At 53.7% G+C, this 23362-nt stretch carries 22 protein-coding genes; 14 read left to right on the forward strand and 8 right to left on the reverse strand.

Features of this window, described 5'->3' with window-relative positions:
* Positions 1-308: 308 nt before the first annotated feature.
* Together ACMWKA_RS19050 and mdtD are read left to right on the forward strand one after the other, a co-directional pair.
* The gene (locus ACMWKA_RS19050; protein WP_013099390.1) at positions 309-1016 is read left to right on the forward strand and encodes a FadR/GntR family transcriptional regulator; all 708 of its coding nucleotides are present in this window, start codon (positions 309-311) and stop codon (positions 1014-1016) included.
* Positions 1013-2446: a multidrug transporter subunit MdtD gene (gene mdtD, locus ACMWKA_RS19055; RefSeq protein WP_020690262.1), complete on the forward strand. Its 1434-nt coding sequence runs from the start codon at positions 1013-1015 to the stop codon at positions 2444-2446. Before ACMWKA_RS19050 ends, mdtD begins: the two co-directional genes overlap by 4 nt.
* Here mdtD and rbsR read toward each other — a convergent pair.
* From rbsR to kup, 7 genes are all read right to left on the reverse strand, one after another.
* Positions 2412-3404 carry a ribose operon transcriptional repressor RbsR gene (rbsR, locus tag ACMWKA_RS19060; protein ID WP_013099392.1) on the reverse strand — a complete coding sequence of 331 codons (993 nt, stop codon included), beginning with the start codon at positions 3402-3404 and terminating at the stop codon, positions 2412-2414. The two genes, mdtD and rbsR, sit on opposite strands and share 35 nt — an antisense overlap.
* 3 nt (positions 3405-3407) lie before the next feature.
* Positions 3408-4337 (reverse strand): ribokinase, encoded by a 930-nt coding sequence (rbsK, locus tag ACMWKA_RS19065; protein WP_038982504.1) that lies wholly within the window; start codon positions 4335-4337, stop codon positions 3408-3410.
* Between the two features lie 107 nt (positions 4338-4444).
* Positions 4445-5335, reverse strand: coding sequence for a ribose ABC transporter substrate-binding protein RbsB (gene rbsB / locus ACMWKA_RS19070; RefSeq protein WP_013099394.1), 891 nt, complete (start codon positions 5333-5335; stop codon positions 4445-4447).
* Between the two features lie 27 nt (positions 5336-5362).
* Positions 5363-6328 carry a ribose ABC transporter permease gene (gene rbsC, locus ACMWKA_RS19075; RefSeq protein ID WP_029883505.1) on the reverse strand — a complete coding sequence of 322 codons (966 nt, stop codon included), beginning with the start codon at positions 6326-6328 and terminating at the stop codon, positions 5363-5365.
* Positions 6329-6332: 4 nt separating this feature from the next.
* Entirely contained in the window at positions 6333-7838 is a 1506-nt protein-coding gene (rbsA, locus tag ACMWKA_RS19080; RefSeq protein WP_248032076.1) for a ribose ABC transporter ATP-binding protein RbsA, read from the reverse strand.
* 7 nt (positions 7839-7845) lie between these two features.
* Complete coding sequence (gene rbsD / locus ACMWKA_RS19085) at positions 7846-8265, reverse strand: D-ribose pyranase (protein WP_058679268.1); 420 nt, start codon at positions 8263-8265, stop codon at positions 7846-7848.
* Between the two features lie 194 nt (positions 8266-8459).
* Entirely contained in the window at positions 8460-10328 is a 1869-nt protein-coding gene (kup, locus tag ACMWKA_RS19090) for a low affinity potassium transporter Kup (protein ID WP_013099398.1), read from the reverse strand.
* A 223-nt stretch (positions 10329-10551) separates the two neighbouring features.
* Here kup and ravA point away from each other — a divergent pair, with 223 nt between their 5' ends.
* Entirely contained in the window at positions 10552-12048 is a 1497-nt protein-coding gene (ravA, locus tag ACMWKA_RS19095; protein WP_414760516.1) for an ATPase RavA, read from the forward strand.
* Positions 12042-13493, forward strand: coding sequence for an ATPase RavA stimulator ViaA (gene viaA / locus ACMWKA_RS19100; protein WP_013099400.1), 1452 nt, complete (start codon positions 12042-12044; stop codon positions 13491-13493). The genes ravA and viaA overlap by 7 nt, the downstream gene beginning before the upstream one ends.
* On the opposite strand, the gene asnA is transcribed toward viaA, so the two are convergent.
* Positions 13494-14486, reverse strand: coding sequence for an aspartate--ammonia ligase (asnA, locus tag ACMWKA_RS19105; protein ID WP_129253029.1), 993 nt, complete (start codon positions 14484-14486; stop codon positions 13494-13496). It abuts the gene before it with no gap.
* Positions 14487-14637: 151 nt separating this feature from the next.
* Between asnA and asnC the strand changes: the two genes are divergently transcribed.
* The 10 genes from asnC (at position 14638) to atpA (ending at position 23362) form a co-directional block, all read left to right on the forward strand.
* Positions 14638-15096, forward strand: a complete 459-nt coding sequence (asnC, locus tag ACMWKA_RS19110; protein WP_008500198.1) for a transcriptional regulator AsnC — start codon at positions 14638-14640, stop codon at positions 15094-15096.
* A 90-nt stretch (positions 15097-15186) separates the two neighbouring features.
* Positions 15187-15636, forward strand: a complete 450-nt coding sequence (gene mioC / locus ACMWKA_RS19115) for an FMN-binding protein MioC (RefSeq protein ID WP_013099402.1) — start codon at positions 15187-15189, stop codon at positions 15634-15636.
* 374 nt (positions 15637-16010) lie between these two features.
* Positions 16011-17900: a tRNA uridine-5-carboxymethylaminomethyl(34) synthesis enzyme MnmG gene (mnmG, locus tag ACMWKA_RS19120; protein ID WP_008500196.1), complete on the forward strand. Its 1890-nt coding sequence runs from the start codon at positions 16011-16013 to the stop codon at positions 17898-17900.
* Between the two features lie 107 nt (positions 17901-18007).
* Positions 18008-18631, forward strand: coding sequence for a 16S rRNA (guanine(527)-N(7))-methyltransferase RsmG (gene rsmG, locus ACMWKA_RS19125; RefSeq protein ID WP_013099403.1), 624 nt, complete (start codon positions 18008-18010; stop codon positions 18629-18631).
* Positions 18632-19247: 616 nt separating this feature from the next.
* The gene (atpI, locus tag ACMWKA_RS19130; RefSeq protein ID WP_414760517.1) at positions 19248-19628 is read left to right on the forward strand and encodes a F0F1 ATP synthase subunit I; all 381 of its coding nucleotides are present in this window, start codon (positions 19248-19250) and stop codon (positions 19626-19628) included.
* Positions 19629-19636: 8 nt separating this feature from the next.
* Complete coding sequence (atpB, locus tag ACMWKA_RS19135) at positions 19637-20452, forward strand: F0F1 ATP synthase subunit A (RefSeq protein WP_013099405.1); 816 nt, start codon at positions 19637-19639, stop codon at positions 20450-20452.
* A 49-nt stretch (positions 20453-20501) separates the two neighbouring features.
* A complete protein-coding gene (gene atpE, locus ACMWKA_RS19140) occupies positions 20502-20741 on the forward strand; it encodes a F0F1 ATP synthase subunit C (protein WP_000429386.1) in 240 nt (79 codons plus the stop codon).
* Between the two features lie 48 nt (positions 20742-20789).
* Positions 20790-21260, forward strand: coding sequence for a F0F1 ATP synthase subunit B (gene atpF / locus ACMWKA_RS19145; RefSeq protein WP_013099406.1), 471 nt, complete (start codon positions 20790-20792; stop codon positions 21258-21260).
* 14 nt (positions 21261-21274) lie between these two features.
* Positions 21275-21808 (forward strand): F0F1 ATP synthase subunit delta, encoded by a 534-nt coding sequence (atpH, locus tag ACMWKA_RS19150; RefSeq protein WP_013099407.1) that lies wholly within the window; start codon positions 21275-21277, stop codon positions 21806-21808.
* Between the two features lie 12 nt (positions 21809-21820).
* Positions 21821-23362, forward strand: a complete 1542-nt coding sequence (gene atpA / locus ACMWKA_RS19155; protein ID WP_003862367.1) for a F0F1 ATP synthase subunit alpha — start codon at positions 21821-21823, stop codon at positions 23360-23362.

The following is a 23362-nucleotide window of genomic DNA, read 5'->3' on the forward strand; positions in this document are numbered from 1 at the left end:
GTGCCGCTTCGTTTTCGCTGCGGCGCGGGGTGTGCATATTACGCTTTCCCGCTTCAGAGTCAAGCGTTTAATTTGCTTTTCTCTGCTGACCCGGCGGCGCGTATGCCGTTGTTCCGTGTCAGTGGAGGCGCATTATAGGGAGTTATTCTGAAGTGACAAGAGGAAATTTAAAAAAAGTTTCCGTCCGTGTTTTTTTTCACCAATAGCGATGAAATCAAGCTACAAAGTGTTCTATTTGATGTATCTGCAACCACAATCACATTCACGGTGGCATACTTATCGACAAGAATCATTAAGGAATAAAAGCAATGCCATTGAGCGCACAACAGCTGGCAGCCCAAAAAAACCTGTCTTATGTGCTGGCAGAAAAGCTGGCTCAGCTGATTTTAGCGGGTAAATATGCCCCGGGTAGCATCCTGCCGGGTGAAATGGAGCTGGGCGAGCAGTTTGGCGTGAGTCGTACCGCCGTTCGCGAAGCAGTGAAAACCTTAACAGCAAAAGGCATGGTGCTACCGCGTCCGCGCATTGGCACGCGGGTGATGCCACAAAGCAACTGGAACTTCCTCGATCAGGAACTTCTCTCCTGGTGGATGACAGAAGACAACTTCAATCAGGTCGTCGATCACTTTCTGGTGATGCGCAGCAGTCTTGAGCCGCAGGCCTGCCTGCTTGCCGCCACGCTCGGGACAGCCGAACAAAAAGCCCAGCTCAACACCTTAATGGAAGAGATGGTATTCCTGAAAAAGCACTTCAACCGCGAGCGCTGGGTTGAGGTCGATATGGCCTGGCATGAACATATCTATATGATGAGCGCCAATCCGTTCCTTACCTCTTTTGCTTCTTTATTCCATTCGGTGTACCACACCTACTTTACCTCTATTACTCAGGACGAAGTGGTGAAGCTGGATCTGCATCAGGCCATTGTCGATGCCATTCAGGAGAGCGACGGGCAACGAGCCCTGAGCGCGTGCCAGGCGTTACTGGCCGCGCCAACCCACCAGCAGGTGAATAAATGACAAAGAAAAAAGCACGCAGCATGGCCGGGCTGCCGTGGATTGCAGCCATGGCGTTCTTTATGCAGGCACTGGATGCCACCATCCTCAACACCGCACTTCCCGCCATTGCGCAAAGCCTTAACCGATCGCCGCTGGCGATGCAGTCCGCCATCATCAGTTACACCCTGACGGTTGCAATGTTGATCCCGGTGAGCGGCTGGCTGGCCGATCGCTTCGGCACCCGTCGCGTATTTATGTTGGCCGTAACGCTCTTTACGCTCGGTTCGCTGGCCTGTGCATTATCATCCTCTCTGACCGAACTGGTTATCTTCCGCGTTCTGCAGGGAATTGGCGGCGCGATGATGATGCCCGTGGCGCGCTTGGCACTTTTGCGCGCCTATCCGCGCAGTGAATTGCTTCCCGTGCTCAACTTCGTCACCATGCCCGGCCTGGTCGGTCCTATACTTGGCCCGGTGCTGGGCGGTGTGTTTGTCACCTGGGCCAGCTGGCACTGGATCTTCCTGATTAACATTCCAATTGGCGTAGCAGGGCTGCTGTATGCCCGCAAATATATGCCGAACTTCACCACGCCAAGACGCAGTTTCGATATGGGTGGTTTTTTCCTGTTTGGTCTGAGCCTGGTATTGTTCTCCAGCGGGATGGAGCTGTTTGGTGAGAAGATAGTGGCAACATGGCTTGCGCTGGCTGTCATTCTTGGCGGTATTTTGCTGTTCCTTCTTTATATACGTCATGCACGCCGTCACCCGACACCGCTGATCTCGCTGTCTCTCTTTAATACGCGCACTTTCTCGGTAGGTATCGCGGGGAATATTGCTTCGCGCCTGGGGACGGGCTGCGTACCGTTTTTGATGCCTCTGATGCTGCAGGTCGGTTTCGGCTATCCGGCCCTGATAGCCGGCTGCATGATGGCGCCCACGGCAATGGGCTCAATTCTGGCCAAATCAACCGTCACGCAGGTGCTGCGCTGGTTTGGCTATCGGAAGACACTGGTTGGCGTAACGGTCTTTATCGGGCTGATGATTGCGCAGTTCTCGCTACAATCTGCCTCGCTTCCCGTCTGGATGCTGATCCTGCCGCTGTTTGTGCTGGGTATGGCAATGTCAACGCAGTTCACGTCGATGAACACGATTACTCTCGCGGATCTGACTGACGACAACGCCAGTAGTGGCAACAGCGTGCTGGCGGTGACTCAACAGTTATCAATCAGCCTTGGGGTGGCTGTCAGTGCCGCGGTACTGCGGTTCTATGAAGGTTTTGACAGCGCGAACACCGTCGAGCAGTTCCACTATACCTTTATCACGATGGGCGTACTTACCGTCGTTTCAGCGCTGGTCTTTATGCTGTTAAAACCGAAAGATGGTCGAAACCTGATTAAAGAACGCCACAAAACAAAAGCTAAACCGAACCCCGTTCCATCAGAACAGGAGTAAGCTGCAGACGTTGCTGCTGCAGCGTGGGCTGCGCCATTCGGTGGATTAATACATCAATGGCCAGCTCACCCAGTTCATCTTTTGGCTGATGGATCGTGGTCAGCGGCGGGGTCATGTAGCTGGCCAGTTCGATATCATCGTAGCCAATCACCGCCATATCGTCAGGAATACGCAATCCCGCCTGGTACAACGCCTTATACGCCCCAAATGCCATGGCATCGTTGCCAATAAAGACGGCCTGCGGGCGCGGTGTCTGCGCCAGCAATGTCTGCATCGCCTCGAAACCGCCCTGAAATTCAAAATCGCCGGTGATACGGTAACCCTCCGGAACCGCGAGTCCCGCCCGAGCCATCGCGGAAAGGTACCCCTCCAGACGCAGACGCGCCGGGGTTTTATCCAGCGGGCCAGTAATGCAGGCGATGCGGGTATGGCCTTTGTCGATCAGATACTGGGTTGCCATATCTCCGCCCAGCAGGGAGTTATCCTGAATCAGATCGCTGGTCCCGTCGAACGGCGCCCAGTCCATCATCACCGTGGGGATAGACGGATAACGCTGAATAATCTCTTTCGAGGGTTGATGCGTTTCGGTACACAGCAGCAGTAACCCGTCGACGCGTTTTTGCATCAGCGTCTCCAGATTACGGTTCATGCGCTGCTCATCCCCTTCGGTATTGCACAGCACCAGACTGTAGCCGCGTTCGAAGCAGCTGCGTTCCACCCCGCGGACAAGTTCAGAATAAAAGGGATTCGTACTGGCGGTGATCAGCATGCCAATGGTGCGCGTCTGGTTGAGCTTCAGGCTGCGGGCCAGCGCAGACGGCGCATAGTTGAGATCTTTCACTGCGGCTTCGACTTTCTCCCGAATCGCCTCGCTGACGAAGCGATCGTTATTAATGACGTGGGAGACTGTCGACGTAGAAACGCCCGCCAGGCGGGCGACATCTTTCATTGTGGCCAAGCGTTACCCCTGCTGACTTAAGAATTCGTCGATCTCTTTACGCCACGGAACGGAGGGCTGGGCACCTTTGCGCGTGACGGCGATAGCCGCAGCAGCATGCGCAAAGCGGATAGCATCATCCATTCCCTTTCCTTCCAGCAGCGCTGTCACCAATGCTCCGTTAAACGTATCGCCTGCCGCGATAGTGTCAATCGCCTTGACCTTAAAGCCCGGCACGCGACGGCCTTCGCCGTTTACGCTTGCCCACACGCCGCGGCTACCTAGGGTAATGATAACGGTGCCGATGCCTTTATCGTGCAGCGCTTTCGCGGCACGTGCTGCGTCATCATCATTTTCAACACGAATGCCCGTCAGTTTTTCTGCTTCGGTTTCGTTCGGTGTAATGATGTCCACCCGCGCCAGCAGTTCGTCTGATAATACACGGGCAGGCGCAGGATTAAGTACGACAGTGGTATGATTTTGATGCGCAATGTCAGCGGCCGCCAGTACGCTTTCTACGGGCGATTCCAGCTGCATCAGTAACGCGTCGGCATTAGCGATAAGCTCGCGCTGTGCTTCAACGCGGTCCGTCGTAAGACGGGCATTCGCGCCAGCATGAATACCGATGACATTCTCACCTTCCGCGTTGACGAAAATCAGCGCCACGCCGGTCGATTCCCCTGCAACAACGCTGACTGGCGCAACATCGATGTTATCGCTGGCGAGCTGTTTACGCACGCGCTCACCGGTATCGTCATCACCCGTGCAGGCGATAAACGCGATATTTGCCCCACTGCGTCCTGCTGCAACCGCCTGGTTGGCACCTTTACCGCCAAATGCCACCTGATAATGGTTGCCGGTGACGGTTTCGCCCGGCGTCGGGAAGGATTCAAGGTTAAGAATGTGATCGGCATTGATACTGCCAAGGACGACGAGGTTGCCTGCGGTTTTCATGGTTGAGCTGTCCATCTGAGAGCGCCACCGGTGTTACCCGGTGGCGTATGCCACACTTTTCTTTATTGGTGTCCCTCAGGCAGCCAGCGACTGCCTGAATCGCCTTTTTACTGCTTGATGACCAGTTTCAGGTCAACAGGATATTTAGCCTGAACTTTTTCGCCCTTCAGCACTTTGTCAGCAGTCTGCACGCCAGTCGCGCCGATCTGCTCAGGCAGCTGAGCGATGGTCGCCGCCAGTTTGCCATCATTTACCGCTTTTTCACCATCTGGTGTGCCGTCAAATCCGACAACCATCACATCAGATTTACCTGCAGTCTGCAGGGCACGCAGTGCGCCGAGCGCCATTTCGTCGTTCTGTGCGAACACCGCCTGCACGTCTGGGTGCGCGGTCAGCAGGTTCTGCATGACGTTCAGACCTTTAGTACGGTCGAAGTCAGCAGGCTGGCTGGCCAGGACGTTAAATTTGTGAGCCGCAACCGCCTGCTGGAAACCTTCGCCACGTTCGCGGGCTGCGGACGTACCGGCAATACCCTGCAGTTCGATAACTTTCGCGCCTTCACCTGCTTTCTTCGCGATGTAGTCACCCGCGATTTTACCGCCCAGCACGTTATCAGACGCAATGTGGCTCACAACGTCGCCTTTCGTTGCCTGACGGTCCAGGGTGATCACCGGGATCTTCGCCTGGTTTGCCATCTTCACGGCGTTACCCACCGCGTCAGAATCGGTTGGGTTGATCAGCAGAATTTTAGTGCCGCGAACGGTTAAGTCCTGCACGTTAGCCAGCTCTTTCGCCGGGTTGTTCTGTGAATCCAGCACCACCAGGTTGTAGCCCAGTTTGTCGGCTTCTTTCTGTGCGCCATCCTTCAGGGAGACGAAGAACGGGTTGTTCAGCGTGGAGATAACCAGCGCGATGGTGTCTTTCGCCATAGCGTTAGCACTTACGGTTGCGCTCAGCGCGACAGCAGAAACCAGGGTAGCCAGTTTTTTCATGTTCATATCTAAGATGTCCTGTAGTGTCGTCAGTTACTGTTTTTTGTTGTCTACCAGGACCGCCAGCAAAATCACCACTGCTTTAACGATCATCTGGTAATAGGAGGAAACACCTAACAAATTCAAACCATTATTCAGGAAACCGAGAATCAGTGCGCCGATCAATGTCCCAACAATGCGACCTTTACCGCCCGCAAGACTCGTACCGCCCAGAACCACTGCCGCAATGGCATCCAGCTCATACCCCGTACCCGCCGTTGGCTGCGCGGAAGAGAGGCGCGCCACTTCGATGATGCCCGCCAGAGAGGCCAGCAAACCGCACAGTGAGTAAACGATAATTTTAACTTTGTTGACGCTGATACCGGACAGACGCGTTGCCGCTTCGTTACCACCCAGTGCATAAATATAGCGGCCCAGACGCGTGTGGTGCAGCATGTACCACGCCGCCAGGAAGACGATGGCCATGATCCAGACCGGCGTCGGGATACCCAGCGGGCGACCGATACCGAACCAGCCAAACAGATCGGCGTTGTCCGTAAAGCCGGTGTTAACCGGGCTGCCGTTGGTATACACCATGGTGACACCGCGCAGCAGCAGCATCATGACCAGCGTCGCAATAAACGCCTGAACACGACCTTTCGCCACAATAACCCCGGTGACAGCACCAATTGCCGCACCCAGCGCCAGCGCAGCGGCAACGGCCACCAGCGCGTTGACCTCAATCCCGACGATTGAAGCAGCAACCGCACCGGTGAGCGCCAGCAGGGAACCGACGGACAGATCGATACCCGATGTCAGGATCACCAGCGTCATCCCGACCGCCATAATGGCGTTCACGGAGGTCTGCTGAAGAATGTTGAACAGGTTATTAACGGTGAAGAAATTGGGGCTCATGGTCGACACAATCGCGATCAGCACCAGCAGGGCAATCAGCGATTTTTGTTCCATCAGCCATGCCTTTGTGAAATAACGGCGACCAGAAACAGCCTGGGTAGTCATCTTCTTACTCCTGATTCACGCGATTAAGCTTGCCCACAGCGGCAGCCATCAGAACTTCCTGGGTGGCCTGCTCGCGAGTGAATTCACCGCCGAGATGCCCTTCATGCATGACGATAATGCGATCGCTCATGCCTAATACCTCTGGCATCTCGGAAGAGACCAGAATGATGCTCAGACCGTCGGCCTTGAACTGGTTAATCAGCTGATAGATCTCTTTTTTGGCCCCTACGTCCACGCCGCGGGTAGGTTCATCAAGGATCAACACTTTCGGGCGCGTCATCAGCCCGCGTGCAATCGCCACTTTCTGTTGATTACCGCCGGACAGCAGGCCAATCGCCTGTTCCATCGAGGGGGTTTTCACATTAAAGAGGCGGATAAAATCGCTGACTGCCTGCTGTTCATCTTTATGTTTCAGGCTGCCGCCGCTGCGGCTGAAATAGCACAGGGCGGTAAGAGACATGTTCTCTTTCACCGACATGCCCAGCACTAAGCCGTCGCGCTTACGGTCTTCGGAGATATAAACAATACCATTCGCCAGGCCATCCTGCGGAGAGCGCGTCACCACTTCATGCCCGTCGAGAGTGACATAACCGCTGGATCGCGGCAGCGCACCGTACAGCACTTTCATCAGCTCGGTACGGCCGGCGCCCATTAGCCCTGCCACGCCAAGAATTTCCCCTTTGCGCAGGGTAAAGGAGACATTATCCACGCCCGGGCCACAGAGATTATCCACCTTCAGGCGGATCTCACCCGGTGCTTTGTCGAGGTGCGGGTATTGATCTTCGAGCTTGCGTCCCACCATCATTTCGATAAGCGTATCTTCCGTCAGCGATGCCACTTCACGCTCGGCAATAAACTGCCCGTCGCGGAAGACGGTAACGTCATCGCAGATCTCGAAAATCTCTTTCATACGGTGAGAGATATAGACAATTCCACGTCCCTGCGATTTCAGCTCGCGGATGACGCGGAACAGGGATTCGGTTTCGGTATCGGTCAGGGCGTCCGTCGGTTCATCCATAATGATGACCTTCGACTCAAAGCTCAGCACTTTCGCGATCTCCACCATCTGCTGGTCGCCAATGGAGAGTTCGCCCACCAGACGGTCGCTATTGAAGCGCAGGTTCAGCTTCGCCAGCAGCTTATCCGCTTCGGCATACATCGTTTTCCAGTCAATTTTGCCAAACCGGTTAACAAATTCGCGGCCAAGGAAGATGTTCTCCGCAATAGTGAGCTGCGGGATCAGGTTCAGTTCCTGGTGAATAATGCCGATCCCCGCTTCCTGCGAGGCTTTTGGACCGCTGAAGGTGGTCTCTTTACCCAGCCACAAAAGTGAACCGGCATCGCGTTGATAGATACCGGTCAGCACTTTCATCATGGTGGATTTGCCGGCGCCATTCTCGCCCACCAGCGCCATTACGCGTCCGGCATAAACGTTCAGCGCCGCGCCAGAAAGGGCTTTTACGCCCGGGAACGATTTATCGATCCCTTTAAGTTGCAGTAATGCGTCCATGATGGCCTCAGAAGGTGACGCCAGCACAGAGAATGATATTCGCATACGGGGAACACTCCCCGCTGCGAATCACCGCCTGACTGTCTGCGGTTTGTTGTTTGAACTGTTCGTGCGTTGTGTAACGAATTTCTATGGTGTTTCCCTGGTGTTGTTGCAGTTGCTCAATGTGATTGAGCAACGTTTCGTGGAGTTGCGGATTATGTTGTTTGATTTCCGCTGCGAGAATGGCCGCCTCAACCTGCATCTCCGCGGTCACTACATCCAGTACCTGCATAAACGAGGGCACGCCCTGCGTTAACGCCATATCAATACGGGTTGTGCTGCGCGGAACCGGTAAGCCTGCATCGCAAACCACCAGCGTATCGGTATGCCCAAGACGGGAAATAACCGACGAGATTTCTGAGTTGAGAACCGTGCCTTTCTTCATTTTCTTGCTCCACTAGCGAAACGTTTCGCTGAAATCAGTTTAGTCTTAAGAGTGTTCAGAAAACCACCATGACGTAACAGAATTGTGATCGGTGTCGAAACGTTTCGCTAAGTGAAATGAGACGTAAATTTTGGCGGGAATATTGAGTATGAATAGGCCGGGTAAGCGAAGCGCCACCCGGCATTTTAAGAAGCTTAAATCTCGACCTGGGTTCCCAGCTCGATCACGCGGTTAGGCGGGATCTCAAACTGGTCCGGCGCACGAAGGGCGTTTCGCTGCAGAATAAGATACAGCTTGCCGCGCAGGCGCAAATACCACGGACGTTTACCGATAATCAGCGACTCATGCGACATAAAGAACGATGTTTCCATCATGCGGCAGCTTAAGCCTTCCAGACCGCAGCGGTGGAAGACCTCTTCCACGTTCGGCGTCTCACGCCAGCCGTAGCTCGCCACCACGCGCCAGAAGGTTGGCGACAGTTGCTCAATTTGAACACGGCGCACATTGTGAACATACGGTGCATCTTCGGTGCGCAGGGTCAGCAGGATAACCCGCTCATGCAGCACCTTGTTGTGCTTGAGGTTATGCATCAATGCGAACGGAATAACGTTCAATGCACGAGACATATACACCGCCGTGCCCGGTACGCGAACCGGTGGGGATTTCTCCAGCGAGGCAATCATCGCCTCCAGGGAGTTTCCGTGTTCATGCATACGACGCAGCAGACGAAAACGCTCGCTTTTCCACGTGGTCATCACAATGAACATCAACAGACCAAGCGTCAGCGGCAGCCAGCCGCCGGAGACAATCTTATCGAGGTTTGCCGAGAACAGCGGTACGTCGATGCACAGGAAGCCCACCAGAATCATCGCCACGAGGAACTTGTTCCAGTGCCAGTTTCGGTACGCCACCGTGGTGGAAAGAAGCGATGTCAGCACCATGGTGCCTGTTACCGCAATACCGTACGCTGCGGCCAGGTTGCTGGAGTGCTCAAAGCTGACGATCACGATCACCACAGCAAAATAGAGCAGCCAGTTAACAAACGGGATGTAGATCTGGCCCGATTCCATCTCTGAGGTATGGATGATACGCATGGGAGAGAGATACCCCAGACGCACGGCCTGGCGCGTCAGAGAGAACACGCCGGAAATGACCGCCTGAGAAGCGATAACGGTGGCCAGCGTGGCCAGAATAAGCATCGGCACCAGCGCCCAATCCGGGGCCAGCAGGAAGAAGGGGTTTTTAATCGCTTCCGGGTTTTTCAGCAGCAGCGCCCCCTGCCCGAAGTAGTTCAATACAAGCGATGGCAGGACAACTAAAAACCACGCCACGCGAATCGGCAGTTTGCCGAAGTGCCCCATATCTGCATACAGCGCTTCGACACCGGTAATAGAGAGCACAACAGCGCCGAGCGCCACGAAGGAAACGACTTTGTATTCAAGGAAGAAATGGATAGCCCAGTATGGGTTCAGCGCCTGCAGAACCTCCGGGTTGCCAATAACTCCGCGCAAACCGAGCGCCGCCAGAATCAGGAACCAGGCTAGCATAATCGGTGCGAACAGTTTCCCCACCAGCCCGGTACCGTGCTTCTGGATAATAAACAGCAACGTCAGAACGATTATCGCCAGCGGAACCACCCACGTATCAAGCTGCGGTGCGATAATCTCAAGCCCCTCAATCGCCGAAAGCACCGAGATAGCAGGCGTGATGACCACTTCCCCATAGAAGAAGCTGCCACCAATCAGGCCAATAATAACCAGTACCGATGTCATTCTGGCCGAGGTGTTGCGCCCCGCAAGGGACATCAGGGTCAGGATCCCCCCCTCACCAGCGTTATCTGCACGCATCACAAAGGAGAGGTATTTAACAGAAACCACCAGGATCAGCAGCCAGAAGATGAGGGACAGGAAGCCAAATACGGCATCGCGTTCAACACCAAAGCCAAACTGGCCGGACAGACATTCACGAAGCGTATAAAGCGGGCTGGTGCCGATATCACCGTAGACAACCCCGATCGCCGCAAGCGTAATTGCGGGTAATGATTGCTTATTATCAGTGCTCATAGACTAGTCTTTTCGTTTAAATAACAAATGTGTTCCTGTTCCCTTGGTCCACAAAAAGCGCACAGTATGCACGATTCGTTGCAAAATCGAACCCCTAAATGCAACCGCATTAATGTAGCGCAAAGAAAATTGCGCCGCACTTCAGCCTATTACCAGCCCTGACTGAAACGTCTATACTCGCTTCAATTAGCCGCCACGACGGCGAAAGGATGCAAAAACTATTATGGCTCACTCACATTTATTAGCAGAAAGAATTTCCCGTCTCAGCGGCGCACTGGAGAAAGGTCTTTTCGAACGCAGTCACGCCATCCGCCTCTGTTTACTGGCGGCGTTGAGCGGTGAAAGCGTATTTCTGCTTGGCCCGCCGGGCATTGCCAAAAGCCTGATTGCCCGTAGGCTGAAATTTGCCTTTCAAAATGCACGCGCCTTCGAATACCTGATGACCCGCTTTTCCACCCCTGAAGAGGTTTTCGGCCCGCTGTCCATCCAGGCGCTGAAAGATGAGGGGCGTTATCAACGCCTTACCGAGGGGTATCTGCCGGAAGCAGAGATTGTATTTCTCGATGAGATCTGGAAAGCGGGACCGGCCATTCTGAATACACTGCTCACGGCGATTAACGAACGCCGGTTCCGTAACGGCGCCAGCGAAGAAAAAATCCCGATGCGCCTGCTGGTGGCCGCCTCGAACGAACTTCCCGAAGCCGACAGCAGCCTTGAAGCGCTGTATGACCGCATGCTGATCCGCCTGTGGCTGGACAAAGTGCAGGATAAATCGAACTTCCGCTCCATGCTGACCAGCCAGCAGGATGAAAATGAAAACCCGGTAGCCGCTTCACTGCAGGTCACGGACGAGGAGTATCAGCAGTGGCAGGTGGATATCGGCAAAATCACACTGCCGGACGCGGTCTTTGAGTTGATCTACCAGCTCCGTCAGCAGCTTGATCTCCTTCCTTCTGCACCTTATGTTTCCGACCGTCGCTGGAAAAAAGCAATCCGTCTGCTGCAGGCCAGCGCCCTGTTCAGCGGGCGCGACGCGGTTGCCCCTATCGATCTTATCCTGCTGAAAGACTGCCTCTGGCACGATGCCGAAGGGATGAATCTGATGCAGCAGCAGCTTGAAATATTGATGACCGGACACGCCTGGGGCCAGCAATCAATGCTCAACCAGCTTGGGGCGATAGCCCAACGGCGCATTCAGCTACAGCAGCAGCAAAGTGATAAAACAGCACTGAAGGTGAACCGTCTTGGCGGCATGTTCGCCCGTAAACCGCACTACGAACTGCCCGCTGAGCTGACCAGCCCAACGCTGACGCTGCTTCTCCAGCAGCCGCTTAAACTCCATGACATGCAGGTGGTGCACATTACGCTTGAGCGTGACGCGCTGGCCCAGTGGCTTGATAAGGGCGGAGAGATCCGCGGTAAGCTTAACGGTATAGGCTTTGCACAGCCGCTGAATATGGAAGTGGACAGCAGTCAGCACCTGGTGATCCGCGACGTAAGCCTGCAGGGGTCACGCCTTGCCCTCCCGGGAAGCGCCTCTGACAGCGTACCGGAAGAGATCACGCAGCAGCTGGAGGCGCTGGATACCGAATGGCATCAGCAGCATACGCGCTTCAGCGAACAGCAAAAGTGCCTCTTTATTCACAGCGACTGGTTAGGTCGCATTGAAGCCAGCCTGCAGGATGTGAGCGCGCAGATCAAACAGGCTCGTCAATGCTAACGCTGGATACGCTTAACGTCATGCTGGCCGTCAGCGAAGATGGGTTGATCGAAGAGGTGATTATTACTCTTCTGGCGTCTCCTCAGCTGGCGGCTTTTTTTGAAAAATTCCCGAAGCTAAAAAAAGCGATGACGGACGATCTCCCGCGCTGGCGGGACAACCTGCGACAGCGGTTTAAAGAGACCGAAGTGCCACAGGAGTTAACCGAAGAGGTGGCCTGCTATCAGCAGTGCCAGCGGCTTTCCACGTCGCAGTTTATTGTTCAGATCCCGCAAACCCTGACGTTACTCGATAAAGTACACTCCCCATTTGCCAGCCAGGCCCGGGCGCTGGTCACCGATAACGCCACCTTCACCCCCGCCTTACACACACTCTTTTTACAGCGCTGGCGCCTCAGCCTTGTGGTTCAGGCCACGACGCTGAACCAGCAGCTGCTGGATGAAGAGCGTGAACAATTGCTCAGCGAAGTTCAGGAACGCATGACCTTAAGCGGTCAGCTGGAGCAGGTACTGGTAGAAAATGAAAACGCCGCCGGACGTCTCTGGGATATGAGTGCAGGCCAAATCAGGCGTGGGGATTATCAGCTGATTGTCCGGTATGGTGATTTCCTGGCGCAGCAGCCCGAGCTGATGAAGCTTGCGGAACAGCTGGGTCGCTCAAGGGAGGCTAAATCGGTCCCAAAGAAGGATGCCCCGATGGAAACCTTCCGCACCCTGGTGCGGGAACCGGCCACCGTGCCGGAACAGGTGGATGGGCTCCAGCAAAGCGATGACATTTTACGCCTGCTGCCTACGGAGCTGAGCACGCTCGGGATGACCGAGCTGGAATATGAGTTTTATCGTCGGCTGGTGGAAAAACAGCTTCTGACCTATCGCCTGCATGGCGAAGCCTGGCGCGAAAAAATCAGCCAACGTCCGGTGGTCCATCAGGATTTTGATGAGCAACCGCGCGGCCCATTTATTGTTTGTGTGGATACATCCGGATCGATGGGCGGTTTCAACGAACAGTGTGCCAAAGCGTTCTGCCTGGCGCTGATGCGCGTGGCGCTCGCTGACCGGCGTCGCTGCTTTATCATGCTCTTTTCCAGCGAAGTGGTCAGCTATGAGCTGACCCATCAGCAGGGCATTGAGCAGGCGATCCGCTTTTTAAGCCAGCGTTTTCGCGGCGGTACCGATCTGGCCAGCTGTTTTCGCAGCATTGTGGAACGTATGCAGGGCGGCGACTGGTACGACGCTGACGCGGTGGTGATTTCCGATTTTATTGCCCAGCGGCTGCCGGATGACGTGGTGAATAAAGTGAAAGAGTTACAGCGGGTGCATCAGCACCGTTTCCACGCAGTGGCGATGTCCGCCCATGGAAAACCCGGCATCATGCGCATCTTCGATCATATCTGGCGCTTTGATACCGGGTTGCGTAGCCGCCTGCTCAGACGCTGGCAGCGTTAATTACAGAAGCGAGCTGACGCTTTCGCGTACCTGCTGCGGCCAGACACCACACTGCACCTGACCAATATGCGACAACTGCAGCAGCAGCATGGTCAGACGGGACTGGCCGATACCGCCGCCAATGGTCTGCGGCATCTCACCGCGCAGCAGCGCCTGGTGCCATTCCAGCGTGAGACGATCTACATCACCGGTCACCGCCAGCTGGCGTTTCAGCGCATCAGCATCCACGCGGATCCCCATTGAGGAGAGTTCAAACGCATCTTCCAGCACCGGGTTCCAGACCAGAATATCGCCGTTCAGACCAGCAAACTCGCCCTCGCTCATGGTGCTCCAGTCATCATAATCCGGTGCACGAACATCATGACGTTTACCATCCGACAGCTTACCGCCGATCCCCATCAGGAAGACGGCACCCAGTTCTTTGGCGATCGCACGTTCACGACCTTTAGCATCCAGATCCGGGAAACGACTAAGCAACTCCTGGCTGTGAACAAAGTGGATCGATTCCGGCAGGAACGGTGCCAGACCAAACTCTTTGCTTACGGCCGCTTCGGTCGCTTTGATCCCGGCGTAGATCGCCTCAACGGTGGATTTCAGCGTGCCGACATGGCGCTCGCCATCACCCATTACGCGCTCCCAGTCCCACTGGTCAACGTAAACGGAGTGAATGGCAGACAGGCGGTCTTCATCGGGGCGGAGGGCTTTCATGTGCGTGTAGAGTCCTTCGCCCGCGCTGAAGTCGTGCTGTCCCAGGGTTTGACGCTTCCACTTCGCGAGGGAATGAACCACTTCGAACTGGGCGTCTGGCAGTGTTTTCACTTTCACCTGCACCGCTTTTTCGCATCCGGACAAGTTATCCTGCGTCCCATCACCCACGCGGCTGAGAATCGGTGCCTGAACTTCAATCAGACCCAGCTTCTCTTCCAGCTGGCGGGAAAAATGGGATTTAACGAAACTGATCTGGCGTTGTTTTGCGATATAAGCGGTTTTCATTATTTATACTCCTGCGTCCTGTTGGTATTGATTAAGCAACAGAAAAGGCATTCAATTCAATAATCAAACAACAAAAAGCCACCTTCACTTTTGATTCGTTAAAATTTAACGCTAGAATAGAGTGATTCATTAATCTTCATAAGAAAAAGCTATGGAAAATTATCAGATCGATAATCTGGACCGCGGCATCCTGGAGGCGTTAATGGCCAATGCCCGTACCGCCTATGCCGAACTGGCGAAGCAGTTTGGCGTCAGCCCGGGGACGATTCATGTTCGTGTAGAGAAGATGAAACAGGCGGGGATCATTACCGGGGCACGTATTGATGTCAGCCCAAAACAGCTGGGTTATGACGTCTGCTGCTTTATTGGCATTATTCTTAAAAGCGCAAAAGATTATCCTTCCGCGCTGGCGAAGCTGAACGCGCTCGATGAAGTCACAGAGGCGTACTACACCACCGGCCACTACAGCATCTTTATCAAGGTGATGTGCCGTTCCATCGACGCCCTGCAGCAGGTACTTATCAACAAGATCCAAACAATCGATGAAATTCAGTCCACCGAGACGTTGATCTCCCTGCAAAACCCGATCATGCGTACCATTCGCCCCTGATCGGGCAAATCCATACCCACATTTTCCACAGGTAGATCCCAGCCCGTTCACAGCGTACAATGGCCCCCTCTTTATCTGAGCGAGCGATCAATGGCGGACATTACCCTTATCAGTGGCAGCACCCTTGGCGGCGCGGAATATGTAGCGGAACATCTGGCTGAGAAGCTGGAGGATGCGGGATTTTCCACACAAACGCTGCACGGGCCTTTGCTTGAAGATCTCCCGACTGATGGGGTCTGGCTGGTGATCACCTCCACGCATGGCGCAGGCGATCTACCGGATAACCTGCAACCTTTATATGACGAACTGCAGGAACAGCAGCCAGACCTGTCAAACGTGCGTTTTGGCGCAGTGGGTATTGGCAGCCGTGAATATGACACCTTCTGCGGTGCTATAGAAAAAGTCGAAGCCGCTGTCACCGCCTGCGGAGCAAAACAGGTGGGTGAAACGCTGAAGATCAACATCCTCGATCATGATATTCCGGAGGATCCGGCTGAGATCTGGCTGGGTGAATGGAAAAATTTACTCAAAAACGATTAAAGATCGCGCGAACAGATGTGGATAACTCTGGTTAAAAGCTCGTATTAAGCAGTAGTTATCCAAAGAACAACGTTGAAGTCGTTTTTGCCCTGTGTATAAAGTCGCGTTCTGATCCCAGCTTATACGGGCCAGGATCACCGTTCATTCACAGCAAACGATCCTTTCTAACCCCATGATCTTCTTTATGAGATCGGACTTATCCACAAAGGTCCGCGATCCTAATAAGAGATCACAATAGAACAGATCTCTAAATAAAAAGATCTTCTTTTTAATAGCCCAGGATCCCAATGCTTTCTCGAAAGACTAAAGTTGAGTAGAATCCACGGCCCGGGCTTCAATCCATTTTCATACCGCTTTACGCGAGGCAGACCACCATGTTTTATCAGGATCCTTTTGACGTCATCATCATTGGCGGGGGTCACGCAGGCACTGAGGCCGCAATGGCCGCAGCGCGAATGGGTCAGCAGACCCTGCTTTTGACACACAATATCGACACGCTGGGACAAATGTCCTGTAATCCGGCGATTGGCGGCATTGGGAAAGGACACCTGGTAAAAGAAGTGGATGCACTTGGCGGCCTGATGGCGAAAGCGATCGATCACGCAGGCATTCAGTTTAGGATACTAAACGCCAGTAAAGGCCCCGCTGTGCGAGCGACCCGCGCTCAGGCAGACCGCGTGCTTTATCGTCAGGCGGTGCGTACCGCCCTGGAGAACCAGCCGAACCTGATGATCTTCCAGCAGGCAGTGGAAGATCTTATCGTGGAGAACGATCGTGTCGTTGGCGCGGTTACCCAGATGGGGCTCAAATTCCGCGCCAAAGCGGTTGTTCTGACCGTCGGGACATTCCTGGACGGTAAGATCCATATCGGTCTGGATAATTACAGCGGCGGACGTGCTGGCGATCCGCCATCTATCCCACTGTCACGCCGTCTGCGTGAACTGCCGCTGCGTGTCAGCCGTCTGAAAACCGGTACTCCACCGCGTATTGATGCGCGCACCATTGATTTCAGCGTGCTGGCACAACAGCACGGTGATAACCCAATGCCGGTCTTCTCGTTCATGGGCAATGCAGCGCAGCATCCGCAGCAGGTACCGTGCTATATCACGCATACCAACGAAAAAACCCATGACGTGATCCGCAATAACCTCGATCGCAGCCCGATGTACGCCGGCGTGATCGAAGGGATCGGCCCACGCTATTGCCCATCGATCGAAGACAAAGTCATGCGCTTTGCCGATCGTAACCAGCACCAGATCTTCCTGGAGCCAGAAGGGCTGACCTCGAACGAAATCTATCCGAACGGCATCTCCACCAGCCTGCCGTTCGATGTGCAGATGCAAATTGTTCGCTCAATGCAGGGGATGGAGAATGCGAAAATCGTTCGCCCTGGCTACGCTATTGAGTACGATTTCTTCGATCCGCGTGACCTGAAGCCAACCCTGGAGAGCAAATTCATCCACGGTCTGTTCTTCGCAGGTCAGATTAACGGCACCACCGGTTACGAAGAAGCTGCTGCACAGGGCCTGCTGGCCGGTCTGAACGCCGCCCGTTTCTCTGCCGAGAAAGAGGGCTGGGCTCCGGCGCGTTCTCAGGCTTATCTGGGCGTGCTGGTCGACGATCTCTGCACGCTGGGCACCAAAGAACCGTACCGTATGTTTACCTCTCGCGCGGAATATCGCCTGATGCTGCGCGAAGATAACGCTGACCTGCGTCTGACCGAAATGGGCCGTGAGCTGGGTCTGGTGGATGACGAACGCTGGGCACGCTTCAACGAGAAACTGGAGCGCATTGAGCAGGAACGTCAGCGCCTGAAAACGACCTGGGTTAATCCGCAGGCTGAAACCGCTGCGGAAGTGAACGCTCACTTAACTGCGCCGCTCTCGCGCGAAGCCAGCGGTGAAGATCTGCTGCGTCGCCCGGAAGTGACCTATGAGAATCTGGTGAAACTCACCGCCTTTGCCCCGGGTCTTGAAGACGCTGAAGCGGCAGAGCAGGTTGAGATCCAGGTTAAATACGAAGGTTACATCGCGCGTCAGCAGGATGAGATCGAAAAGCAGCAGCGTAACGAAAACACGCTGCTGCCGGAAATGCTGGACTATCGTCAGGTGACGGGGCTGTCCAACGAGGTGATCGCCAAACTGAACGATCACAAACCGGTGTCGATCGGCCAGGCCTCCCGCATCTCGGGCGTTACCCCAGCAGCGATTTCGATTCTGCTGGTGTGGCTGAAAAAGCAGGGCATGCTGCGCCGCAGCGCGTAATATGTGTAATTCGCCCGGTGGCGCTGCGCTTACCGGGCCTACAGAACTCCGTAGGGCGGGTTAGCGAAGCGCCACCCGCCACTTTAGTCTCTCAACAGGTATTCACCGTGCTCAATAAACTCTCTCGTCTGCTGGATCAGGCAGGTATTTCGCTCACCGATCACCAGAAAAATCAGCTGGTGGCCTATGTCGATATGCTGAACAAATGGAATAAAGCGTACAACCTCACCTCCGTACGCGACCCCAACGAGATGCTGATTCGCCATATTCTCGATAGCATTGTGGTTGCGCCGTACCTGAACGGTGAGCGCTTTATCGATGTGGGCACGGGTCCTGGCCTGCCGGGTATTCCCCTGTCAATTGTCCGCCCGGAAAGCCATTTCACGCTGCTGGATAGCCTTGGCAAGCGCGTGCGTTTTTTGCGCCAGGTACAGCATGAGCTGAAGCTTGAGAACATCACGCCTGTGCAGAGCAGGGTAGAGGAGTTCCCGGCAGAGCCACCGTTCGACGGGGTTATCAGCCGTGCGTTTGCTTCGCTTAATGACATGGTGAGCTGGTGTAAGCACTTACCGGCAGAGAATGGCCGTTTTTATGCGCTGAAAGGGCAGTTGCCCGGCGATGAAATTGAACAGCTTCCGGACGGTTTTGCCGTCGAGTCCATTGAGAAATTACAGATTCCTCAGCTCGAAGGCGAACGTCATCTGGTGATAATTAAGCCAAACAATTTTTAAAAAATTAATAAAAAATGTGGAATTTGTGCTGTTCTGTCAGTGTTAAAAAACAGCACAACACAACGGATTTTGCCGGAGAGAATTTAACCGTGTTTTTACTAAGGGTTTTCTAATGGTTAACTTCCTCACCATTGTTCACCCTGAAGATAATCAACCACGAAAATATCAGCCTGCTAAAAGTGGAAAGCAGCAACCAGAATGCAATGTTAAATATTTATTAAGAATGTCAATAAAAGGTTTTTATTGTATACGGGGCTGTTTTGAAAATAGTTGCGACATTTTATCTTTAATTTCAGAAAGATGAAATTAAGCGATTTACGAGTTTGATAAATACAACCTTATCGCAAATGTGTATTTTGTGATCTCGTGCACGCTTTGTAGTCAACGTTTTCGCGCTGTTTGCAGTTTTGCTCGAAGGTCGGGGCTTTCATCAAAAGTTGAAAAATAGCGGCGGGGAAAAATATTTAAACATTTATTCACCTTTTCGCTACTTAATGTTTGAAATCACGGGTGCGCACCGTATAATTTGACCGCTTTTTGATGCTTGACTCTGAGCCTTAAAGGACGTTTTATACGACACGCGGCATACCTCGAAGGGAGCAGGAGTAAAAACGTGATGTCTGTGTCGCTCTTGAGTAGAAACGTTGCTCGTAAGCTTCTGTTCATTCAGTTTCTGGCTGTGATAGCAAGTGGACTGCTGTTTAGCCTCAAATACCCCTTCTGGGGCATCTCCGCCGTGTGCGGGGGTTTGGCGGTTGTGCTGCCAAACGTGTTGTTTATGATTTTTGCCTGGCGTCATCAGGCGCATACACCTGCCAAAGGCCGCGTGGCCTGGTCCTTCGCCCTCGGCGAAGTGTGTAAGGTGTTGCTGACCTTTGCTCTACTGGTGATGGCGCTGGCGGTTTTGAAAGTGGTATTCATGCCGCTGATAGCTACGTGGGTTTTGGTGCTGGTGGTACAAGTTCTGGCTCCAGCTGTAATCAATAACAAAGGGTAAAAGGCATCATGGCTTCAGAAAATATGACGCCGCAGGATTACATAGGTCACCATCTGAATAACCTTCAGCTGGACCTGCGTACATTCTCGCTGGTGGATCCGCATAACCCCCCGGCCACCTTCTGGACGATCAACATCGACTCCATGTTCTTCTCGGTGGTTTTGGGTCTTCTGTTCCTGGCCATGTTCCGCGGTGTTGCTAAAAAGGCGACCAGCGGTGTTCCAGGGAAATTCCAGACGTTCGTTGAGATGATCATCGGCTTCGTCCATGGCAGCGTGAAAGACATGTACCATGGTAAGAGCAAGCTGATTGCGCCACTGGCACTGACCGTGTTCGTGTGGGTCTTCCTGATGAACCTGATGGACCTTCTGCCTATCGATTTCCTGCCGTGGATTGGCGAGCATGTCTTCGGTCTGCCTGCTCTGCGCGTGGTTCCGTCTGCTGACGTGAACATCACCCTGTCGATGGCGCTGGGCGTGTTTATCCTGATTCTTTTCTACAGCATCAAAATGAAAGGCGTAAGCGGCTTTGTGAAAGAGCTTACCTTGCAGCCGTTCAACCACTGGGCGTTTATTCCGGTCAACCTGATCCTGGAAGGCGTTAGCCTGCTGTCCAAACCTGTTTCACTGGGTCTGCGACTGTTCGGCAACATGTATGCGGGTGAGCTGATTTTCATTCTGATCGCGGGTCTTCTGCCGTGGTGGTCACAGTGGGTTCTGAATGTGCCGTGGGCCATTTTCCACATCCTGATCATTACGCTGCAAGCCTTTATCTTCATGGTTCTGACGATCGTCTATCTGTCGATGGCGTCTGAAGAGCACTGATTTTTTACCAACACTACTACGTTTTAATTGAAACAAACTGGAGACTGTCATGGAAAACCTGAATATGGATCTGCTGTACATGGCTGCCGCTGTGATGATGGGTCTGGCGGCTATCGGTGCTGCGATCGGTATCGGCATCCTCGGGGGCAAATTCCTGGAAGGCGCTGCGCGTCAACCTGATCTGATTCCTCTGCTGCGTACTCAGTTCTTTATCGTTATGGGTCTGGTGGATGCTATCCCAATGATCGCTGTAGGTCTGGGTCTGTACGTGATGTTTGCTGTCGCGTAGTAGTTGTTTTAAAACCCCAAGCCACAGAAATTTAAGAGGTATTGTGCTGTGAACATGAACGCAACAATCCTCGGCCAGGCCATCGCGTTTATTATCTTTGTCTGGTTCTGCATGAAGTATGTATGGCCGCCTTTAATGGCTGCCATCGAAAAACGTCAGAAAGAAATTGCTGACGGTCTGGCTTCTGCAGAACGTGCAAAGAAAGATTTGGACCTTGCACAGGCCAACGCGACAGACCAGCTGAAAAAAGCGAAAGCGGAAGCTCAGGTAATCATCGAACAGGCTAACAAACGCCGTTCTCAGATCCTGGACGAAGCCAAAGCTGAAGCAGAACAGGAACGTACTAAGATCGTGACACAGGCTCAGGCTGAAATTGAAGCTGAGCGTAAACGTGCTCGTGAAGAACTGCGTAAGCAGGTTGCGATTCTGGCTGTTGCTGGCGCCGAGAAGATCATCGAACGTTCCGTGGATGAAGCTGCTAACAGCGACATCGTGGACAAACTTGTCGCTGAACTGTAAGGAGGGAGGGGCTGATGTCTGAATTTGTTACGGTAGCTCGCCCCTACGCCAAAGCAGCTTTTGACTTTGCTGTCGAACACCAAAATGTCGATCGCTGGCAGAATATGCTGGCGTTTGCCGCTGAGGTGACGAAAAACGAACAAATGGCCGAGTTGCTTTCTGGTGCATTAGCACCTGAAACCCTCGCCGCGTCGTTCATCGCCGTGTGCGGAGAGCAACTGGATGCTAACGGCCAGAACCTGATTAAGGTAATGGCAGAAAATGGTCGTCTCCGTGTGCTCCCGGATGTTCTCGAGCAGTTTGAGCACTTACGTGCCCTTAGTGAAGCTACTGCTGAAGTTGAAGTAACTTCTGCGACTGAACTGAGTCATGAACAGCTTGCGAAAATTACCGCCGCGATGGAAAAACGTCTGTCACGCAAAGTTAAGCTGAATTGCAAAATCGATAAGTCTGTAATGGCAGGCGTAATCATCCGCTCGGGTGATATGGTCATTGATGGCAGCGTACGCGGCCGTCTTGAGCGCCTTGCAGACGTCTTGCAGTCTTAAGGGGACTGGAGCATGCAACTGAATTCCACCGAAATCAGCGAACTGATCAAGCAGCGCATTGCTCAGTTCAATGTTGTGAGCGAAGCTCATAACGAAGGTACTATTGTTTCTGTAAGTGACGGTGTTATCCGCATCCACGGCCTGGCCGATTGTATGCAGGGTGAGATGATTTCCCTGCCGGGTAACCGTTACGCTATCGCACTGAACCTGGAGCGCGACTCCGTAGGTGCAGTTGTGATGGGTCCATACGCTGACCTCGCCGAAGGCATGAAGGTTAAGTGTACTGGCCGTATTCTGGAAGTTCCGGTTGGCCGTGGCCTGCTGGGTCGTGTTGTTAACACCCTGGGTGCACCAATCGACGGTAAAGGTCCGGTTGAGCACGATGGCTTCTCTCCAATCGAAGTTATCGCACCGGGCGTTATCGACCGTCAGTCCGTAGATCAGCCTGTTCAGACGGGTTATAAGTCCGTTGATGCCATGATCCCAATCGGTCGTGGTCAGCGTGAACTGATCATCGGTGACCGTCAGACCGGTAAAACCGCGATGGCTATCGATGCCATCATCAACCAGCGTGACTCCGGCATCAAATGTGTGTACGTGGCTATCGGCCAGAAAGCGTCCACCATTTCTAACGTGGTTCGTAAACTGGAAGAGCACGGCGCGCTGTCTAACACCATCGTTGTTGTGGCTACCGCTTCTGAATCTGCTGCACTGCAATACCTGGCGCCATACGCCGGTTGTGCAATGGGTGAATACTTCCGTGACCGCGGTGAAGATGCACTGATCGTATACGATGACCTGTCTAAACAGGCTGTTGCTTATCGTCAGGTTTCCCTGCTGCTCCGTCGTCCACCAGGACGTGAAGCGTTCCCTGGCGACGTATTCTACCTCCACTCTCGTCTGCTGGAGCGTGCTTCCCGCGTTAACGCGGAATACGTCGAGAACTTCACCAAAGGTGAAGTGAAGGGTAAAACGGGCTCTCTGACCGCGCTGCCGATCATTGAAACCCAGGCGGGTGACGTTTCTGCGTTCGTTCCGACCAACGTAATCTCCATTACCGATGGTCAGATCTTCCTGGAAACCAACCTGTTTAACTCCGGTATTCGTCCGGCGGTTAACCCGGGTATCTCCGTATCCCGTGTAGGTGGTGCTGCTCAGACCAAGATCATCAAGAAACTGTCCGGTGGTATCCGTACCGCGCTGGCACAGTATCGTGAACTGGCTGCGTTCTCTCAGTTCGCATCCGATCTGGACGAAGCAACCCGTAAACAGCTGAGCCACGGTCAGAAAGTAACCGAGCTGCTGAAGCAGAAACAGTACGCACCAATGTCTGTTGCTCAGCAGGGCCTGGTACTGTTCGCGGCTGAACGCGGTTACCTCGAAGATGTGGAACTGGCGAAAATCGGTAGCTTCGAAGCCGCTCTGCTGGCTTACGTCGACCGTGATCACGCTCCGCTGATGCAAGAGATCAACCAGACCGGTGGCTATAACGACGAAATCGAAGGCAAGCTGAAAGCTATCCTCGATTCCTTCAAAGCAACCCAATCCTGGTAA

Origin of the sequence: Enterobacter sp. 03-F-07-AD-ECC, from assembly GCF_047530935.1 — a bacterium.
In the GTDB taxonomy this organism is placed as follows: Bacteria; Pseudomonadota; Gammaproteobacteria; order Enterobacterales; family Enterobacteriaceae; genus Enterobacter; species Enterobacter cloacae.

Bases quoted from the DNA above. Each gene is read 5' to 3' on its own strand.
- ACMWKA_RS19050 (WP_013099390.1), top strand. From the start codon at position 309: ATGCCATTGAGCGCACAACAGCTGGCAGCCCAAAAAAACCTGTCTTAT.
- mdtD (WP_020690262.1), top strand. From the start codon at position 1,013: ATGACAAAGAAAAAAGCACGCAGCATGGCCGGGCTGCCGTGGATTGCA.
- rbsK (WP_038982504.1), bottom strand. From the start codon at position 4,337: ATGAAAACCGCAGGCAACCTCGTCGTCCTTGGCAGTATCAATGCCGAT.
- rbsB (WP_013099394.1), bottom strand. From the start codon at position 5,335: ATGAACATGAAAAAACTGGCTACCCTGGTTTCTGCTGTCGCGCTGAGC.
- rbsC (WP_029883505.1), bottom strand. From the start codon at position 6,328: ATGACTACCCAGGCTGTTTCTGGTCGCCGTTATTTCACAAAGGCATGG.
- rbsA (WP_248032076.1), bottom strand. From the start codon at position 7,838: ATGGACGCATTACTGCAACTTAAAGGGATCGATAAATCGTTCCCGGGC.
- rbsD (WP_058679268.1), bottom strand. From the start codon at position 8,265: ATGAAGAAAGGCACGGTTCTCAACTCAGAAATCTCGTCGGTTATTTCC.
- kup (WP_013099398.1), bottom strand. From the start codon at position 10,328: ATGAGCACTGATAATAAGCAATCATTACCCGCAATTACGCTTGCGGCG.
- ravA (WP_414760516.1), top strand. From the start codon at position 10,552: ATGGCTCACTCACATTTATTAGCAGAAAGAATTTCCCGTCTCAGCGGC.
- viaA (WP_013099400.1), top strand. From the start codon at position 12,042: ATGCTAACGCTGGATACGCTTAACGTCATGCTGGCCGTCAGCGAAGAT.
- asnA (WP_129253029.1), bottom strand. From the start codon at position 14,486: ATGAAAACCGCTTATATCGCAAAACAACGCCAGATCAGTTTCGTTAAA.
- asnC (WP_008500198.1), top strand. From the start codon at position 14,638: ATGGAAAATTATCAGATCGATAATCTGGACCGCGGCATCCTGGAGGCG.
- mioC (WP_013099402.1), top strand. From the start codon at position 15,187: ATGGCGGACATTACCCTTATCAGTGGCAGCACCCTTGGCGGCGCGGAA.
- mnmG (WP_008500196.1), top strand. From the start codon at position 16,011: ATGTTTTATCAGGATCCTTTTGACGTCATCATCATTGGCGGGGGTCAC.
- atpI (WP_414760517.1), top strand. From the start codon at position 19,248: ATGTCTGTGTCGCTCTTGAGTAGAAACGTTGCTCGTAAGCTTCTGTTC.
- atpB (WP_013099405.1), top strand. From the start codon at position 19,637: ATGGCTTCAGAAAATATGACGCCGCAGGATTACATAGGTCACCATCTG.
- atpE (WP_000429386.1), top strand. From the start codon at position 20,502: ATGGAAAACCTGAATATGGATCTGCTGTACATGGCTGCCGCTGTGATG.
- atpH (WP_013099407.1), top strand. From the start codon at position 21,275: ATGTCTGAATTTGTTACGGTAGCTCGCCCCTACGCCAAAGCAGCTTTT.
- atpA (WP_003862367.1), top strand. From the start codon at position 21,821: ATGCAACTGAATTCCACCGAAATCAGCGAACTGATCAAGCAGCGCATT.